At 58.5% G+C, this 17,138-nt stretch carries 10 protein-coding genes; 7 read left to right on the plus strand and 3 right to left on the minus strand.

What is annotated here, in order from left to right; all coding sequences use genetic code 11:
• Nucleotides 1–50: 50 nt before the first annotated feature.
• Nucleotides 51–713, minus strand: a complete 663-nt coding sequence (locus tag HMPREF2710_RS01520) for a biliverdin-producing heme oxygenase (RefSeq protein ID WP_070599145.1) — start codon at nucleotides 711–713, stop codon at nucleotides 51–53.
• A gap of 238 nt (nucleotides 714–951) precedes the next feature.
• On the opposite strand from HMPREF2710_RS01520, the gene HMPREF2710_RS01525 reads away from it, so the two are divergent.
• The 7 genes from HMPREF2710_RS01525 to HMPREF2710_RS01555 all read left to right on the plus strand — a co-directional run bounded on the left by HMPREF2710_RS01525 (nucleotide 952) and on the right by HMPREF2710_RS01555 (nucleotide 13,141).
• Nucleotides 952–3,312, plus strand: a complete 2,361-nt coding sequence (locus HMPREF2710_RS01525) for an HtaA domain-containing protein (protein ID WP_070599147.1) — start codon at nucleotides 952–954, stop codon at nucleotides 3,310–3,312.
• 183 nt (nucleotides 3,313–3,495) lie between these two features.
• On the plus strand, nucleotides 3,496–4,659 hold the full coding sequence (locus HMPREF2710_RS01530; RefSeq protein WP_049361834.1) for a heme/hemin ABC transporter substrate-binding protein: 1,164 nt from the start codon (nucleotides 3,496–3,498) through the stop codon (nucleotides 4,657–4,659).
• Entirely contained in the window at nucleotides 4,659–5,738 is a 1,080-nt protein-coding gene (locus tag HMPREF2710_RS01535) for a FecCD family ABC transporter permease (protein WP_049340275.1), read from the plus strand. Before HMPREF2710_RS01530 ends, HMPREF2710_RS01535 begins: the two co-directional genes overlap by 1 nt.
• Nucleotides 5,735–6,505 carry a heme ABC transporter ATP-binding protein gene (locus tag HMPREF2710_RS01540; RefSeq protein WP_070599151.1) on the plus strand — a complete coding sequence of 257 codons (771 nt, stop codon included), beginning with the start codon at nucleotides 5,735–5,737 and terminating at the stop codon, nucleotides 6,503–6,505. The genes HMPREF2710_RS01535 and HMPREF2710_RS01540 overlap by 4 nt, the downstream gene beginning before the upstream one ends.
• Before the next feature lie 241 nt (nucleotides 6,506–6,746).
• Complete coding sequence (locus tag HMPREF2710_RS01545; RefSeq protein WP_070593559.1) at nucleotides 6,747–9,305, plus strand: HAD-IC family P-type ATPase; 2,559 nt, start codon at nucleotides 6,747–6,749, stop codon at nucleotides 9,303–9,305.
• A 526-nt stretch (nucleotides 9,306–9,831) separates the two neighbouring features.
• Nucleotides 9,832–11,904 carry a glucose PTS transporter subunit IIA gene (locus tag HMPREF2710_RS01550; protein ID WP_070599152.1) on the plus strand — a complete coding sequence of 691 codons (2,073 nt, stop codon included), beginning with the start codon at nucleotides 9,832–9,834 and terminating at the stop codon, nucleotides 11,902–11,904.
• 298 nt (nucleotides 11,905–12,202) lie between these two features.
• Complete coding sequence (locus HMPREF2710_RS01555; RefSeq protein ID WP_246823595.1) at nucleotides 12,203–13,141, plus strand: dihydrodipicolinate synthase; 939 nt, start codon at nucleotides 12,203–12,205, stop codon at nucleotides 13,139–13,141.
• 169 nt (nucleotides 13,142–13,310) lie between these two features.
• Here the strand turns inward: HMPREF2710_RS01555 and HMPREF2710_RS01560 are convergent, their stop codons facing one another.
• Together HMPREF2710_RS01560 and HMPREF2710_RS01565 are read right to left on the minus strand one after the other, a co-directional pair.
• On the minus strand, nucleotides 13,311–15,014 hold the full coding sequence (locus tag HMPREF2710_RS01560; RefSeq protein WP_070599157.1) for an ABC transporter family substrate-binding protein: 1,704 nt from the start codon (nucleotides 15,012–15,014) through the stop codon (nucleotides 13,311–13,313).
• 249 nt (nucleotides 15,015–15,263) lie between these two features.
• Entirely contained in the window at nucleotides 15,264–16,970 is a 1,707-nt protein-coding gene (locus tag HMPREF2710_RS01565; protein WP_049353423.1) for an ABC transporter family substrate-binding protein, read from the minus strand.
• Between the last annotated feature and the right edge of the window lie 168 nt (nucleotides 16,971–17,138).

Here is a 17,138-nt window from a genome sequence, read left to right on the forward strand (position 1 = left end):
GCGGTGAGAGGTTGTGCGTTGAGGCGTTCCTGTTTATGCGCGTTCTGGGTTTATGCCTCGGCGACCTTGCGGCCCAGCTGCGCGAACAGGGAGGCGTTAATGCGGAAGCCTTCGATGCATTCTTCGATGAGGGCTTCGCGCTGTTCGTCGGTCAGGGGTGCGTTGTCGAGCAGTTCGCGGTAGCCGTCCTTAAAGACCTTGGGCTTGGGCAGTTCGGTGAAGCGGTACATGCTCAGCGCTTCGGCGGGGATGCCGTAGTGGCGGTTGACGAGCGCTGCGACTGCCTGGCCGCCGGAGAGGTCACCGAGGTAGCGCAGGTAGTGGTGTGCGAGGTAGCGTTCGGGGGAGTTGATGGTGGCGCGGATACGCTCTACGTATTCTGCGGTTGCGGGCAGGGGCGCGTCGATGTCGCCTTCCTGGCCGAGTGCGCGGATGTCTGCACGGATGTATTCTGCGCGGTCGAGGCCGGGGTGGGTGAAGGGTTCGGTGATGGGGCTGGGTTCTGCGCGGTAGTGTTCGGAGACTGCTTCGAGTGCTTCGTAGATGTGCACGTACTGGTTGATGAGGCGCAGGTATGCCTCGGTGTTGAGGGAGCCGCCCATGAGATCTTCCATGAAGGTGGAGTGTTCGGCGTTGTCGTGGACGTGCTTGGTGCTTTCCTTCAGGCGTGCGGAGAAGCGTTCCTGGGTGGTTTCGGGGGCGGTAATAGTCATTGTGAGTTCCTAAAGTGGCTTGTGGGTGAACAATAAATGTTTTAGTGACACCATGTCACCAAAACCTGTTAATGACATATTGTCACCAAAAACCGGTTTTGGCAATAGCTCTCGCAAAAAATTTGCTAAGGTAAACCTCATACACAAGTCACCCCAGGCATTAAGTTACACAAACATAGGCTAATAGGGCTAGACTTGATACGAACACCACAATCACAAAATTCAAGGAGACACCGAAATGTCTACCCCCTCTCTCACCAAGCGCACTTGGGCGTTCTTGGCTTCAGCAACCATCGGCCTCAGCGGCGTCGCTGGCGTACCCGCGGCCTTCGCAGCTGAAACCAACTCCCACGTCAGCGCCGGTGAGGTAGCCGCAGCCTCAGAGCAGAGCCTGCAGGACGTCACCGTCAACTGGGGCCTGAAGAAGTCCTTCCGTTCCTACATCAACGGTCCCTTCTCCCAGGGCTCCCAGGAACTGACCGGCGTCACCACCAACGAAGACGGCTCCTACCACTTCACCTCCGCCAAAGGCACCGTAGCCAACGGCGAATACTCGGTCACCTTCACCGGCTCCTCGATTCACTACACCGCTCACCACGGTCTGCTGGAAGTCATCATCTCCGACCTCTCCGTCACCATTAAGGACGGCGTGGGCACCGTGCGCGCCAACGTTCAGTCGCGCCCCTACAACGGCAACACCACCCCGAACGACCTGGTCGAAACCAAGAACATGACCCTCGGCACTTTCAATGCCTCCGGTCTGAAGGTTGAGGGTAACACCATCACCCTGCCCAGCGTTGACGAGGAAAACGGCACCCGCGTCAAGCTTTCCGAAGAGGCAACCGGCGCCTTCGCGGGCTTCTACAAGGCAGGTCAGGAGCTGGATGCGCTCGGCTTCTCCGCAACCATCGTGACCAAGGAAGCACCCGCGCCGAGCCCTGAGCCCAGCACTGAACCCAGCGCCGAGCCGAGTGCTGCGCCGACCGCAGAGCCCAGTAGCGAGCCCTCCTCCGCACCGACCAGCGAGGCACCCAAGCCCGCCGAGCCCACTTCTGCAGCACCGAGCGCAGCTCCCACCTCCGCGGCCCCCTCCTCCCCCGCCGCAACCACCGAGCCCAAGCGTGAAGAAAAGGTCACCGGCAACGTCGTCGAGTCCGGCACTCTCAGCTGGGATATCCGCGAGTCCTTCCTGAAGTACCTGACCGGCTTCGCGCACGGCTCCGTGAACGTTGAGGGCATGGAGAAGACCGCAGCTGGCGGCTTCAAGTACACTCAGGCATCCGGCGTGTACAACCCCGAGACCAAGACCGGTCAGATCAACTTCGCGGGCACCGCAGAGTTCACCGGCCACAACGGTCAGCTCAAGAGCACCATCAAGAACATGCGCCTGGTCGTCGTCAACGGCAAGGGCACCCTGGTCGCTGATGTTGACGCACTGACCCGCGACGGCAAGTCCGTTTCTAAGACCGGCCTGGCTATCGCCGAGGTGGACCTCTCCGGCGCGAGCGTGAAGGACGGCGTTTTCTCCGCACAGAACGCAGCAGTCGCGCTCACCGCTGAAGGTTCCGAGGTGCTCTTCGCGGGCCAGTACCGCGGTGCCGACAACGCTATGGCACCGCTGAGCTTCTCCGTAAAGCTCAGCGAGCAGACCGCGGAGAACACCGTTGAGGTTCCCCGCGTCTCTGAGAGCAAGTCCTCCGATAACAAGGGTTCTGAGAACGGCTCTTCCGATAACAGCTCCTCGAACTCCTCCGGTAACTCCGGCGCTAACGGCTCCGGTTCTAACGGTTCGGCAGGCACCTCCGGCAGCGTCTCTAACGGCGGTTCTTCCTCGAACGGCTCTGTCAGCAACAACCCGGCACAGCCGGTCTGCGTACCCGTCACCCGCACCCGCGAGGTGCAGGAGCAGGGCGCGTCCGACGGCACCATTAAGAGCGCAAACCTTGGCTGGGGCGTGCGTGATTCCTTCCGCAACTACGTGCGCGGCGGCATCGCGAACGGTAGCTGGGAGCTGAACGGCACCTCCTACTCTTCGGATGCGTTCAACTGGTCTAACGGTACCGGCACTTTCAAGGGCGGTAAGGGTTCCATCTCCTTCAGCGGTTCGGTTCGTTTCACCGGTCACCACGGCATTCTGGACACCACCATTGCGAACCCGCGCCTTGAGATTAACGGCAATTCCGGCACTCTCTACGCAACCATGAACAGCAATGACCCCTCCGGCAAGGCAACTAACTACGGTGAGGTGGCACTGCTGAAGGTGGATCTTTCGGGTCTGCAGAGCTCCTCTGACGCTGTGAGCGTCAACGGTGCGGCAACCACCCTGACCGCTGAGGGCGCGAAGGCGTTCGCTGGCTTCTACGATGCCGGTAAGGACATGGCTCCGCTGAGTTTCTCCGCGGCGATTAACGGCGCGAAGACCACCACCAAGACCGTGTCCGAGACCGTCTACGAGGGTGAGGGTTGCGACCCGGTCACCGGCAAGCCTCTGGCTTCCACCGGCGCCTCCGGTGTTGAGGGCACCCTAGTTGCAGGCTTCATCGCTGTTGCAGCCGGCGCGGGTACCGTCGTGTACACTCGCCGCCGCAAGAAGGCATAACGGTACCTCACGAGGATGCCCACACTGTCGGCTCGCCCGTGAGACTCAACCATGAGGTTCACCGGTAAGCCGACACGGCCCGTGCGGGGGTGCAGATTTTCACTGCACCCCCGCTTCAGGTGCCAGGTTTTACCCCGGCGCCTACCCCAGTTTTTCTAACTCCCTTTTTTCTGTGAGACGACGATGTTTTCTTCCCTTTCTTCTTCTGCCCTGAACCGCCGCGATGCAATGAAGTATGCAGCGTTCTCCATCACTTCCGCTTTTCTGCTGAGCTCTTGCGGTGTGGGTACTCAGAACCCGGCCGCTTCTTCAAGCACTTCGCAGGCTGTGGTGGATGAGCAGAGCACCCGCACCGTTTTGGAGAACCTTGCCGATCAGCTGCGTTCTTCTATTGCCCCTGATCAGAAGGCTCTGCGCGGCCCCAATAGCGCCGCAGATACCCCCGAAATTCAGCCGATGGTCGATACCCCCACTCCGGCTTTCCCCGTGACGTTCAAGGACTTCAACGGCACCGAGGTGACCGTTAAGTCTGCTGACCGCGTGCTGGCACTGGACCTGTACGGCACTCTGGCTCAGCAGATGATTGCGCTGGGTCTGGGCGGTCGTCTGGTCGGTCGTGTCACCTCCTCGACGGAGCAGTCGCTGGCTCACCTGCCGCTGGTGACCCAGAACGGTCACGACCTGAACGCTGAGGCGATTCTGGCGACCTCCCCGGACCTGGTGCTGTGGGATAAGAGCAACGGCCCGATTGAGATTGTGGATCAGCTACGCGCAGCGGGCGTGACCGTGGTGGTCTTCGATCATGAGCGTCGTATGGATAAGATCATTCCGCAGCTCAAGGCTGTTGCGCAGGCGCTGGGTGTTCCGGAGGCGGGCGAGCAGGTTGCTGCCCGCGTGCAGAAGGACCTGGATTATGCCCTGCAGGTACTCAAGGACGTCGCCCCGAAGGGTGCACAGCAGGTGTCGTTCGCGTTCCTGTACGTGCGCGGTACCGCTGGCGTGTTCTTCGTGCTCGGCAAGGGTTCGGGCGCTGACGATTTGATTCAGGCTATTGGCGGCAAAGATGTGGCGTCTGAGCAGAACGCGACGAATATTATTCCGGCGACCAGTGAAGCGCTGGTGAAGCTGAACCCGGACGTCATTCTGACCATGAGCGGCGGCATTAAATCCACCGGCGGTTTGGATGGTTTCTTGGCTCGCCCGGGTGTGGGTGAGACGAATGCCGGTAAGAATAAGCGCATTATCGATATGGGTGACGGCCAGATTCTGTCCTATGGCCCGAATACTCCGGCAGTGTTGCTCTCGCTCGCTAAGGCTGCGTACTCCACTCCTGCGGGGGGCCAGTAGTGGCTGCCGTGAAGAGTGCGGCGGGTGCGCGGGATTATCGTGCTTCGCGTCGGCGTCGTGCCGGTCTGACGTTTACGTTTTTGGCGGTGGCACTGTGCGTTGTGATGGTGCTGTCTGCGGGTTTGGGTCAGTACAATATCCCGACTGATCAGGTGGTTGCTTCTGTGGGCCGCCGCCTGGGTCTTGCGCCGGAGAACCCGGCGATGCAGCTGGCGGATAGCACTCTGTGGAATATCCGTTTCCCGCGTGTGCTGTTGGGCGTGCTGGTGGGTGCCGCTTTGGGTACTTCCGGTGCGGTGATGCAGTCGGTGTTTGGTAACCCGTTGGCTGAGCCGGGCGTGATTGGTGTTTCCTCGGGTGCGGCGGTTGGCGCGTGTTTGTCGATTGTGTTGAACCTGCAGTTCTTCGGTATTTTCACGACTCCTGCATTCGCGTTTGTGGGTGCGTTGGCGGCTACTGCGCTGGTGTATTTCCTGTCGCGTTCTTCGGGTCGTGCGAAGGTCCTGTCGATGATTTTGACGGGTATTGCGGTGACCGCGGTGGCGAATGCGATTATTGCGTTCCTCATGTTCATTGCTGATACGACGAGCCGCGATCAGATTGTGTTCTGGCAGATGGGTTCGCTGAACGGCGCCACGTGGAAGGCTGTTGCGAGCGTGTGGCCGGTTATTCTGATTGGCTTGGTGGCGTGTTTTGTGATGGCTTCTTCGCTGGATGTTCTGGCGTTGGGTGAGCGTGCGGCGCAGCATTCGGGCGTGAACGTGGAGCGTCTGCGTGCGGTGTCTATTGCGGCGACGGCTTTGTTGACGGGTGCTGCGGTGGCGTATGCGGGCATTATTGCGTTTATTGGCCTGATTATTCCTCACCTGTTGCGCATGATTTTGGGTCCGTCGAATCGTGTGTTGTTGCCGGCTTCGGCATTGGGTGGCGCGCTGTTGATTGCGCTGTCTGATTTGGGTGCGCGTACGCTGGTGCCTTTTGCTGATTTGCCGATTGGTATTTTTACGGCTTTGGTGGGCGGCCCGACGTTCTTCGTGTTGTTGCGTCGTTCCCTGGGTCAGGGCGGAGGTGCTTCGTGAGTGAGTTGTTGAGCCTGTCCGGTGTGTGTTTTAACGCTGGTGGGCGTCAGATTTTGAATGACGTGTCTCTGTCGGTTGCTGCGGGCGAGGTTGTGTCGCTGATTGGTCCTAATGGTGCCGGTAAGTCGACTCTGTTGGGTGTGATTGCTGGTGATATTGCGCCCAGTGGCGGTGAGATTCTGTTGGATGGCGCCCCTCTGGGTTCGATTCCTGCCCGTCAGATGGCGCGTCAGCGTGCGATGCTGCTGCAGAAGTTGAATGTGGCGTTTTCGTACACGGTGTATGAGGTGGTTCAGATGGGCCGTACCCCGTGGAAGGGCACGGAGCGCGCTGAAGAGGATGACGCCGTGGTTGCTTCGATGATGGAGCGTACGTCGGTGACTCATTTGTCAGATCGCGATATTACGACTCTGTCCGGTGGTGAGAGCGGTCGTGCGCATTTGGCGCGTGTGTTTGCTCAGCAGACTCCGCTGATTCTTTTGGATGAGCCGACTGCGGCGTTGGATATTACGCATCAGGAGCAGACGTTGCGGGTGAGCCGTGAGTTGGCTGCTGAGGGTGCTGCGGTGTTGACGGTGCTTCATGACTTGGATGTTGCGGCTGCGTATTCTGACCGTATGGTGTTGTTGCGTGGTGGCGAGGTGGTTGCTTCGGGCGCCCCTGAGCAGGTGTGTTCGGCGGAGTTGTTGTCTGAGGTGTATCAGCATCCGATTGAGGTGTTGAGGCATCCGGTGACGAATCGTTTGTTGATTCTGCCAGAACGCTGAGTCTGCTGGCGCGCTGATTTTACGGGGCGTTAGCGAACCATCCCGCAAACACTTTCCACATCAAAATATGCCAGTATTCGCATATATTAAATCTCCGTTCTGGAATGACTGTAAATATCAGTTCATTACAGGGCGGAGATTATCTTTATCCCCTCCTGCACGGATACACTGAAAGGTAGTGTCCGCAATACTGAACTCTATTCAGTTCAGCATTCCATCCATTCGAGAAAGAGACCCCCGCATGGATCCTCAGCAGAAAACGGCAGCGCCTGCCGTTGCCGGCTACATTCCCGAATATTCTGAAACACCGCATAGCGGATCTTTCGATATTGCCCAGCACGGTTTGAGCAGCGATGATGTTGCTCGCCTGACTGCTGAAGGTAGGGTCAATACCCAGAATAATAAGTCTTCTCGCACGCTGTGGAGCATTATGCGTGCGCACCTGTTCACGGTCTTCAACTTTGTGTTGGGTGCCTGTGGTGCCGTGGTGATCATGTACCAGCGTTGGGCTGATCTGCTCTTCCTGGGGGCTGTTATCGCTAACGTGGTGATTGGTTTTGTGCAGGAGTACAAGGCGAAGCTTGAGCTGGACCGCATCTCCCTGCTGGACCGCTCCCCCGCTACTGCCGTGCGTGACGGTAAGAGCGTTGAGGTTCCGATGGAGCAGCTGGTTGAGGGTGACGTTGTCATCCTCAAGCGCGGCGATCAGGTTCCGGCGGATGCTGTTGTGCTCACCTCCGATTCTTTGGAGCTGGACGAGTCCCTGCTGACCGGTGAGAACGACCCGATTGCTAAGCGCCCCGGCGATATGGTGCTGTCGGCGTCGAGTGTGCTGGGTGGTACCGGCCGCGTCCTACTCTCTCACGTGGGTGCGAATTCTCGTGCAAGTAAGATTTCTGATGAGGCGCGCCAGTTCTCGCGTATTCAGTCTGAGCTGCGTGATGCGCTGAACCGTGTGGTCCGCTGGATTACGGTGGGTCTTGCGGTCATTATTCCTGTGGTGTCGTGGGGTCAGATTCAGGCTGCTGGTGGCCTGGAGACCGTGCAGCAGAACCACCTGTGGGAGCAGGTTTCTATTGCTGTGGTGTCCTCGGTTGCTTCGATGATTCCGCAGGGTCTGGCGCTGATGACTACTCTGGCGTTTGCGGCGGCGGCTGTGGCGCTGGGCCGTAAGCACAACATCCTGGTGCAGGAGCAGCCTGCGGTTGAGGTTCTGGCTCGTGTGGATGTGGTCTGCTTCGATAAGACCGGCACCCTGACTGAGGGTGGCGTGATTTTTGATTCGGTGCGCCCGCTGGACACCGTTGCTGAGGCTGAGGGCCCGGATGCTGACTCGGCGGAGCACACTTCCTGGCGTGCTTCTCTGCCTGCCGGTTGGAATGAGGCGCTGGCGTGGTTTGGTCACGATGAGAACGCGAACCCGACCGCTGCGGCTCTGACCGGTGGTTTCCCGGATGCTTCTTCGGCGTCGGTGAGCGGTATTGTGCCGTTCTCGTCGGCTCTGCGTTTTAGCGCGATTGAGTTTAAGGATTCGGGTGCGTGGCTTCTGGGCGCTCCGGAGGCGCTTCTCGCCAAGGGTACCGCTGAGCGTGAGCGTGCCGCTGAGCTGGCGGCGCTGGGTCTGCGCACGATGGTTTTGGCGCATGCTTCTGCGGTGGTTCGCAATGAGAAGGATGAGCCGATCCAGAAGATCCCGTCCGATGCTGCCCCGGTTCTGTTCGTGATTTTCCGTGAGAATGTGCGTGCGGATGCGCCTGAAATTGTGGAGTATTTCCACCGTCAGGGTGTGACTCTGAAGGTCTTCTCGGGTGATAACCCGTTCACTGTGGCTGCGGCTGCGAAGACTGCGGGCATGGATACGTCTGCGGGTGCGGTTGATGCGTCGACTCTGCCTGAGGACGGTCCGGAGCTTGCTGAGGCTGCGGCTACTCACAATATTTTCGGTCGTGTGTCGCCCGAGCAGAAGAAGAACATGGTGATTGCCCTGAAGGAGCGCGGCCATGTGGTGGCGATGACCGGTGACGGCATTAATGACGCTCTGGCGCTTAAGCATGCAAGCTTGGGTATTGCGATGGGTAACGCTGCTCCGGCAACGAAGGCTGTTTCTCGCCTGGTTCTTCTGGACGGTAAGTTCTCGTCCCTGCCGGCTGCGTTGGAGCAGGGCCGTCAGGTCATTACGAACATTGAGATGGTGGCAAACCTGTTCTTGACGAAGACTGGTTTCGCGATTCTTCTGGGTGTTCTGTTCAGTATTTTCGGTTTGACCTTCCCGTTCTTGCCGCGTCAGTACTCGACTGCTGACTTCTTGATTGTGGGTGCGTCGTCCTTCGCGTTGACTCTGTTGCCGAATTCGCGCCGTTACGTGCCGGGCTTCTTGCGTCGCGTGCTGAATTACACGGTTCCGAACTCAATTATTGTGGTTGCGATGCTGTTGGCGGTGACGTTCACGGCTCGCGGCATGGGTGTTGAGGATATCCGTCAGGTTCAGACGGCTTCGTTCATCACCCTGGTGATGATGGGTCTGTGGAACTTGGCTGCGGTGGCTCGCCCGTTCAACCGTGCTCGTGTTCTGCTGTTTGGTGCGTTGCTGGCGGTGTTCTTCGCGGCGTTGTTCGTGCCGATTCTGGTGGAGTACCACCAGTTCGTTACTGTGCTTCCGCATCTGCTGTGGACGGCTCTGGGCGCCGGTGCTCTGGGTGCCGCGCTGATTGAGGTGAATGCGCATCGTAATCGCCGTTGGCAGAAGCGTAATTACCCTGAGCTGGAGGTTGCTCCGCTGAATTTCTTCCCGGCTAAGTAGTTAGTCGGAAGGTAGCTGCTTTGGTAGCGCGTGGGCCCCGTATCCTGTGGATGCGGGGCCCTTCCGCATCTTCGAAAGCACCCCTCCGTAGTGTTCCGGAACCAGCCGGAGTACTCCTACTAGCAGCACCGAGGGTGTGTCTCAGCTATCACTTGGGTGAAACATTTAACAGCTTCTGATAGCTTTTGCCTCTCACCTTGCTCTTAACCTGGGAAAACCCTTAGAGTTACAGGGAACTATTTGAGAAGGGAAACCTTCTTCAGGGTTGTTACTGGTTTGGCAGGCAAGACCTGAGTTACTCAACACCGTATGGGACGGCAGCATATATCTGCCGAGAATCCCCTCTATTTGCTGTACCGAAGCTCCATAGCGGGCACGAGTGTAGTGCTTCCGGTGGTCGAGAGACTCGGGTCTTTTGTGTTTTCTGGACGTGTTTTCCGGGGCTTTTTCGGCTACCGCAACGTCAGGTAGGCACAGCCTCCGGCAACAACCGTATAGACATTGACCGCATATCTAAGGAAGTATCGTGAATAACCGCGAACTTGGCGAGAAGATTCTTGACGGCCTGGGTGGCCCCGAGAACATCGCGCACATTACTCACTGTGCAACCCGCCTTCGTGTCACTCCTGTGTCTAACGATGCAGTGCAGAACAAGAAGATTGAGGGCCTGCCCGGCGTTCTCTCTGTGATTGAGCAGTCCGGCCAGACTCAGGTTGTTCTGGGCGAGCGCGTTGAGGCTGTGTACAACGAGATCAACGCTCTGCCTTCTATGTCCGGCCACGCTGAGGGTGACACCAAGGTTGAGGCTGAGGGCAAGAAGTCCGGCTGGCTTACCAACGTCTTCGACGTTCTGTCTGACTCCTTCCGTCCTCTGCTGTGGGCACTTCTGGGTACCTCGATGATTCTGACCCTGATTGTGTTCATGCAGCAGCTGGGCTTCTTCGGCCAGTACACTGACTTGACCGGTCAGAGCGTGAACATCGACATCATTAACGGTGCTCGTGTGGCTGACCCGGAGGAAGCTAAGGCTCTGAACACCCAGTGGATGCAGCAGTTTGCTTTCTGGTACATCCTGAAGGCTGCTTCGCTGTCTGTTCTGAACTTCATGCCCATCATGCTGGGTGCTACCGCTGCTAAGCGTCTGGGCGCGAACATGTGGGTTGGTGCAGCTATCCCCGCTGCACTGATGACCGGTACCTTCACCGATCTGACTGCTCTTGCTGACCCCGCCACCAAGGTTCTGAACGTTCCGTTCTTCGGTCTGGATCTGCCGCTGTACGCATTCAGCTACACCGGCCAGGTCTTCCCCCCGCTGCTTGCTGTTGCTCTGCTGGCTCCGCTTGAGCGCTTCCTGAAGAAGGTTATTCCTTCGATGCTGCAGATGGTGTTCGTGCCGATGATTTCGGTCATCATTCTGGTTCCGATGACCGCGTTCCTGGTTGGCCCCATCGGTATTGGTGTGGCTATGGGTATCTCTGACTTCCTGAAGATGGTTAACGACCAGGCTCCGGCTCTGGTTGGTGCTCTGATTGCTGGCCTGTACCTGTTCATGGTTCCGCTGGGTCTGCACTGGCCGCTGAACGCTGTCATGATTAACAACCTGCAGACCATGGGTACTGACTTCATTCAGTCCCCCATGGGTGCTTACAACTTCGCTGTGTTCGGCCTGGTCACCGGTGTGGCTATTAAGGCTAAGCACGACCGCGAGCTGCGCCAGACCGCTGTTGGTGCGTCGATGTCCGGTCTGCTCGGTGGTATTTCTGAGCCGTCCCTGTACGGTGTTGTGCTCCGCTACAAGCGCGTGATCCCGATTATTCTGGTTCCCGCTGTTATTGGTGGCGCTACCATTTCCTTCCTGGGCGTTAAGTCCTACGCATTCGCGTTCACCTCGCTGCTGTCGATTCCGGCTATGCAGCCTTCCTACCTGTACGTGATTGGTCTGGCTATTGCGTTCTTCGGCGCTATGACCGGTGTTCTGATTTTCGGTTACGAGTCGAAGGCTGACGCTGTAAGGCACGCTGCGGAGCGTAAGGCTGAGGCTGCTGAGGACGCTCCCAAGGCTGAGGCTGTTGCCGTTAAGGCTGCTCCGGCTGCTGCCGCTACTGCGACCGCCGCTGCTGCACCCGCTACTTCCGCTGGTGAGGTCATTGAGCTGCACGCTCCGATTGAGGGTACTGCTGTTGCTCTGTCTGATGTTCCGGACCCGATTTTCGCTGCAGGCAAGCTGGGCGAGGGTGTGGCGATTGAGCCGACCGGTACCACTGTTGTTGCTCCCGCAGCCGGTAAGGTTGCTGCAACCTACCCCTCGGGCCACGCTGTGGGTCTGAAGCTGGAGAACGGCATTGAGCTGCTGATTCACGTTGGTCTGGATACCGTGAACCTGGACGGTAAGGGCTTCAGCGTGAAGGTTGCTAAGGGCGATGTTGTTGCTGCTGGCGACGCTCTGATTGAGTTCGATCCTGAGGTTATCAAGGAGGCGGGTTACCCGCTGATTACCCCGGTTATCGTGACCAACACCCGCAAGTTCGCTGAGGTTAAGGGTCTGCCGGGCGTTGCTCACCAGAACCTGAGCACTGTCCTGAAGGTGACCACTAAGTAGTTCCCTTTATAGGCTCTAAGGGGCCCCACCATTGTGGTGGGGCCCCTTTCCTTATGCCCTGTTTCCTTATGCCCTGTTTCCTGATGTGCTGATTCTTTGAGCCGGGTTTGCTGGGCAGGGTTTGCTGGGGTTTAGGCACTACCCTGGGGTATTTCTGCTAATGTAAGAATACGCTCAACAAGGAAGTTCTCAAGTGATAGGGAGTACGATGATGTCTTCTGATACTAGGACATGGGATACCGGAGCGTGGGAAGAGCAGCAAAAAGAGCTACGCGCTCTTTCTCCTGTTCGGCGGCTGATGCGCCGGCTCAATCTTGAGGCGCTCGTCTATGAGTCCGCGCCGTTTCCGGTTCTGTTGCGTAAGCTCTCCGCGCTGATTCCAGCCTGCCTTCTGTGGTGGGTTATCTACGAGCCGCACCGGCTTGCTTCCTCCACCAGCCTCCCCGAGGGTACTCACGCTATTACACTGCTCCCCGGAGCCTGGGGTGACCCCGCTACGGGGGCTTATGGAGGTCTTCCTGAGCTACCGGGGGTCCTCGTGCGCTGGGTGCTGTGCATCGCGGCAATGGTGGCTGTCGTTCATGTCTGCGGCGTCAAGGCGAAGGGTCAGAGCTTCACCATTCCTCACGATGCCCGTTCACGGCTGATTGCTCTGATGCAGGCTCTCGGCATTTTCGGTGCCTTCGCTCTGGTGGTCTGGATTGAGTACATGATGACTCCGCTGACCCTCATGTTTGAAACCGTGTACGCTGGCCCGACCGCCGTCTATAGCGGCGACGGCGTGATTCCCCTGCACCTGTTCCTATCTTCGTCGTTGAGCGCTATTTTCTTGGGCTATTTTTGTGTGAACATTCTTGCCTCGCTGAATATCCCCGGGTACCTGGGCATCCCCGCAATTATTTACGTGGGGGCGCTCCCTTGGGCTCAGGCGGAGCGGCACCAGTTCACGTTGGCGCTGGCGTGGGTTATTGCGGTGGCGCTGGTGAGTTGGCTCGTGCGCGGCATGTGGGGCACTCTGCTCGCCTGCGTGGGCTATTCTCTCTGGATTGTGCTGGTGGCAACCAGCGGTGATCCTTTTGACCTGTCCGCCAATATGAGCCGTGTGCTCGTGATTTTGGGTTTCCCGCTGGCTTTCATCGTCGCTGGAGGCGGCATTTACCGTATCTTCTATCTGCGGCAGAACCCGAAGATGTTGAGGTACCTGCAGGAGCGCGCCCTGTACCTGGGCGAGTGGTAGCAGCCGGTTAGAGTGGCGCTTCCCTAGTTTTTGTAATTACATATCCCGCTAATGTATCCAGCTAAAGGACGCAGAACAAGCGGGACAGAAAAATCCCGGGCACTCTCTCGTGAGAGTACCCGGGATTCTGTTGTCCTACAGGACGGCTAGAGCGTTACCGCAAGCGGTACTACTCCTGCCAGCCAACGTTGACCCAGTAGTCAGCGCTGGTGTAGCTCTGCTTGAACAGGGACGGACCGTAGTTCGCAACCTTAGCCTTGACAGCGGCGTACATCGGGCCGTTTGCGTAGGGCAGGTACACTGCGACCTTCTCGTAGTAGAGCTTCTCCGCCTCGTTAGCGATCTTGATGCGCTCGTCTTCCTTCTCGGTGTTCTGCAGCTTCTCGATGAGCTTATCAACTTCGGGGTCGCCGACTCCGAACACCTCGGTGGTGAAGAAGTAGGGTGCCGAGGAAGCCAGGTCGGGCAGAACGCCCCAACCGGTGAAGATTGCTTCGTAGCTCTTCTGGCCGAGCACGGAGTTGGAGTTCGACTGCGGCTGGTTGTCAGCGCTCAGGCGGATACCTGCGGACTTCAGCTGCTGCTCCAGAATCTGGTAGACCGCCTGGTAGACCGCCTCGGAACCGAAAGAGGTCAGAGCGAAGCCAGCAACCTTGCCGTTCTTAGCGTAGTAGTCGCCGGACTTGGAGTAGCCTGCGGCCTCCAGAATCTTGCCAGCTGCCTGTGCACCGGTGTCACCAGCGTAGTTGTTCTGGTAACCCTTCTGGAACGGCATTGCGATGATGGAGCCGGGCAGCGGCTCGGTCCAGCCGAGCTGCGAGAAGTATGCCTTAGCGATCTGCTCGCGGTCCACAGAAGCAAGGATTGCGCGGCGCAGTGCCAGATCCTCGATGCGCTTGGGGTTCAGCTGAATGATGTTGACGTTGGTGTTCTGGCTCTGGCGAATCTCGGTGCCAGCCTGGCCCTTCACAGCGTTGTAGCTGGTTGCACCCACGAAGGTGAAGGCGTCCAGTTCGCCGTTCTTGAAGCTTGCACGGATTGCTTCGGAGTCCATCTGACGCCAGATGATGCGGTCCAGGATCGGCTTCTCGCCCCACCACTTGTCGTTCTTGACCAGGGTGAGCACCTTCTGGGAGGAGTTCCACTCGCCAACCTTGAAGGGGCCAGCCCAGTACTGGTCGAGGGGCTTGTCAACGAAGCCTTCGTTGAAGAGGTTGACGTCTTCCAGGGCGGGGTGGATTGCGAAGGCGCACAGACCCTCGGAGGGGTAATACGGAGCCTTCATGGTGACCTTGACGTGGAAGTTGTCGCCGTCCACAGCCTCGATGCTCTCAACCTGCTGCCACATGGTGTTATCGGTGATGTGGTAGGGGTTGTCGGTGACTGCGCTGTAGACCTTCCACATGGCGCGAACAGCGTTCACGTCCATGGGAGTGCCGTCGTTGAAGGCAGCCTTGGGGTTGATCTTGAAGGTCGCGGTCTGCACGCCATTGACGGTCTCGGTCTTGTGTTCGGTGCAGAACTCGGGGTTGAGGGTGCCTTCGCCTTCGGGGCTCATGGTGTAGAAGCCCATCACGGCGGGAATGTTGCAGGGTGCCAGAGCGTCCAGGTTGCTGGAGGTGTAGCCGCTCTGGGTCTGCAGGTTGAAGTTGGGGCCCAGGGCGGTAGCCGCGAGGGTCAGGGTGCCACCCTGCTTGAGGGAGGAACGGTCCTGCTTGTTGACCTGAAGGTTCTTCAGAATATCTTCAGCGTTGTTAGCGGCGCTACCGCCAACCTTTTCCTTCGAGCTGCCGCAGGCAGCCAGTAGACCAACGGTGCCGAGGGCAACGGTGCCGGTCAGGAGGGTACGGCGAGAGACAGACATGCTCTTCATGGAATTTCTCCTAGAGTATTCGCAGTGTTGTGGAGGCGGTACGCGAACGGTGCGTAACCCACACTCCAACCCGGCGGGAGGACAGTCTCTGCCGGGGTTGCGGGCAGAATGCCCACATTTGTTTTAAGTATATCCGTGCGACTCTCTTAGGAACGGGAAAGCGGCGTGCTACAGAAGGTTTTAATCCTTTTGTAACACGCCGCTGTAGCGCTTTTACCCCTTATGGAGTGTGTGAGCGGTGCTCAACGCTTAGTTTTGCTTCTCCCAACCGACGTTGATCCATACGTTCGGGTTGTAGTAGGGCAGGCCGAAGAGCATGGGGCCGTAGTTCGCCAGGCCCTTACGGCACGCCTTGAAGTTCGGGCCGTTGTGGGTGGGCACGTAGATGGCGACCTCGTCCAGGTGGCGCTTCTCCAGCTCGTTCATGATCTTGAGCTGTTCCTTCGGGTCCTCGGTGGACATCATGGTTGCTGCCAGCGAGTCCAGATCCTTACCGTGACCGTTGTTGGTCTCGGAGATGTAGAAGTAGTTCGCCGCATCCACCGGGGAGGTGGTGATGCCGTAGCCACCGGTCTTAATCGCGAAGTTCTTCGAGGAGATGATGCTCGACATTTCAGAGGCACCGTGGTTCTCGATGGTCAGTTCAACGCCGATTTCCTTCATCTGCTGAACGAGGAACTGCGCGGTGGAGCTGACAACCGGGTCGCTACCGAAGGTGATGACCGGGTAGGAGACCTTAGCGCCGTCCTTGGTGTAGTAGTCACCGGACTTGGTGTAGCCTGCGTCCTCAAGGATCTTGGTAGCGACGTCCTTGCCGAGCTTGGTCGGGTAGTTGTCCTGGTAGCCTTCCTGCATGGGCAGCATGCACATGGAGCCGGGCAGGGTTTCCTTCCAGCCGAGCTTCTCGTAGCGCAGCTTCTGCAGCTGCTCACGGTTCAGGGCTGCAACGAATGCGCGGCGGACGGGCAGGGGCACCTTTTCGGGGTTGATTTCGTAGTTGCCCACGCTGAGAGCGCTACCCTTGCGAATGTCGGTGTTTGCCACGCCGGAGAGCTCGTTGTAGGAGCTGAGGGTGCTGGCGTCCACATAGTCGATTTCGCCGTTCTTGTAAGCTGCCTGCTCTGCCTGGGAGCTCATTTCACGCCAGGTGATGCGCTCAAGAGCGGGCTTGGTGCCCCACCACTTCTCGTTGCGGACGACGGTGAGCACCTTGGAGGAGGAGTTCCACTCGCCGACCTTGAAGGGGCCTGCCCAGTACTGGTCGAGGGGCTTGTCGTTCAGGCCGTCGTTGAAGAACTTGGGCTCGACGAATACCGGGTGCAGGAACGAGGTGAAGCTGCCTTCGATGGGGTACCAGGGCTTGGACATGGTGACCTTCACGTGGCGGGTATCGCCGTCCACAGCCTCGACGCTTGCGACCTGCTCCCAGATGGGCGAGGGGGTGATCTGGTAGTCCGAACCGGATGCCGCGGCGGTGTAGATGGTCTGGTAGCTCTTGACGGCGTTCACGTCGATGGGGGTACCGTCGTTGAAGGCTGCCTTGGGGTTGATCTTGAAGGTCACGGTCTGCACGCCGTCAACGGTCTGCGCCTTGTATTCGGTGACGTAGTCCTTGTTCATGTGCGACTCGCCGCGGAAGTCAGCGTAGAAGCCGCCGGTGAAGGCAGAGTTGATAGCCGCCTGAATATTCAGGTTACCGGCGGTGTAGCCGTTGGTGTTGAGGATGTTGAAGTTCGGGCCGATGCCGTCAGCGCTCAGTCGCAGCTCGCCGCCGTCCTTGAGGGCGGAGCGGTCCTTCTCGTTGTAGGAGACTGCCTTGGAGAGGTCGTCGCCGGCGGAGAGAGCGCTGGTTTCGTTCTTGGAGGAGTTGCCGCCGCAGGCTGCGAGCAGGCCGACGGTACCCAGGGCAACGGTGCCGGTGAGCAGGGTACGACGGTTGAGGGTGAAAGTGGTCATTAGTTTTCCTCAGTTAGGTGGGATGCTGCTTTGCTGTACGCGGGGGAACACAACCCGCACACCTTTGTGACAGCACGCACATTTTGCATTGAGATTAGTATACACACATTTCCCACGCACTATGACCTAGTTCACCGTTTTAGGGAAAATATTTCAGCCAATCCCCGA

It is taken from the genome of Rothia sp. HMSC069D01, assembly GCF_001810135.1.
In the GTDB taxonomy this organism is placed as follows: domain Bacteria; phylum Actinomycetota; class Actinomycetes; order Actinomycetales; family Micrococcaceae; genus Rothia.

Coding starts and splice junctions, on each gene's coding strand:
- HMPREF2710_RS01520 (WP_070599145.1), bottom strand. CDS start 713: ATGACTATTACCGCCCCCGAAACCACCCAGGAACGCTTCTCCGCACGC.
- HMPREF2710_RS01525 (WP_070599147.1), top strand. CDS start 952: ATGTCTACCCCCTCTCTCACCAAGCGCACTTGGGCGTTCTTGGCTTCA.
- HMPREF2710_RS01530 (WP_049361834.1), top strand. CDS start 3,496: ATGTTTTCTTCCCTTTCTTCTTCTGCCCTGAACCGCCGCGATGCAATG.
- HMPREF2710_RS01545 (WP_070593559.1), top strand. CDS start 6,747: ATGGATCCTCAGCAGAAAACGGCAGCGCCTGCCGTTGCCGGCTACATT.
- HMPREF2710_RS01555 (WP_246823595.1), top strand. CDS start 12,203: ATGCGCCGGCTCAATCTTGAGGCGCTCGTCTATGAGTCCGCGCCGTTT.
- HMPREF2710_RS01560 (WP_070599157.1), bottom strand. CDS start 15,014: ATGAAGAGCATGTCTGTCTCTCGCCGTACCCTCCTGACCGGCACCGTT.
- HMPREF2710_RS01565 (WP_049353423.1), bottom strand. CDS start 16,970: ATGACCACTTTCACCCTCAACCGTCGTACCCTGCTCACCGGCACCGTT.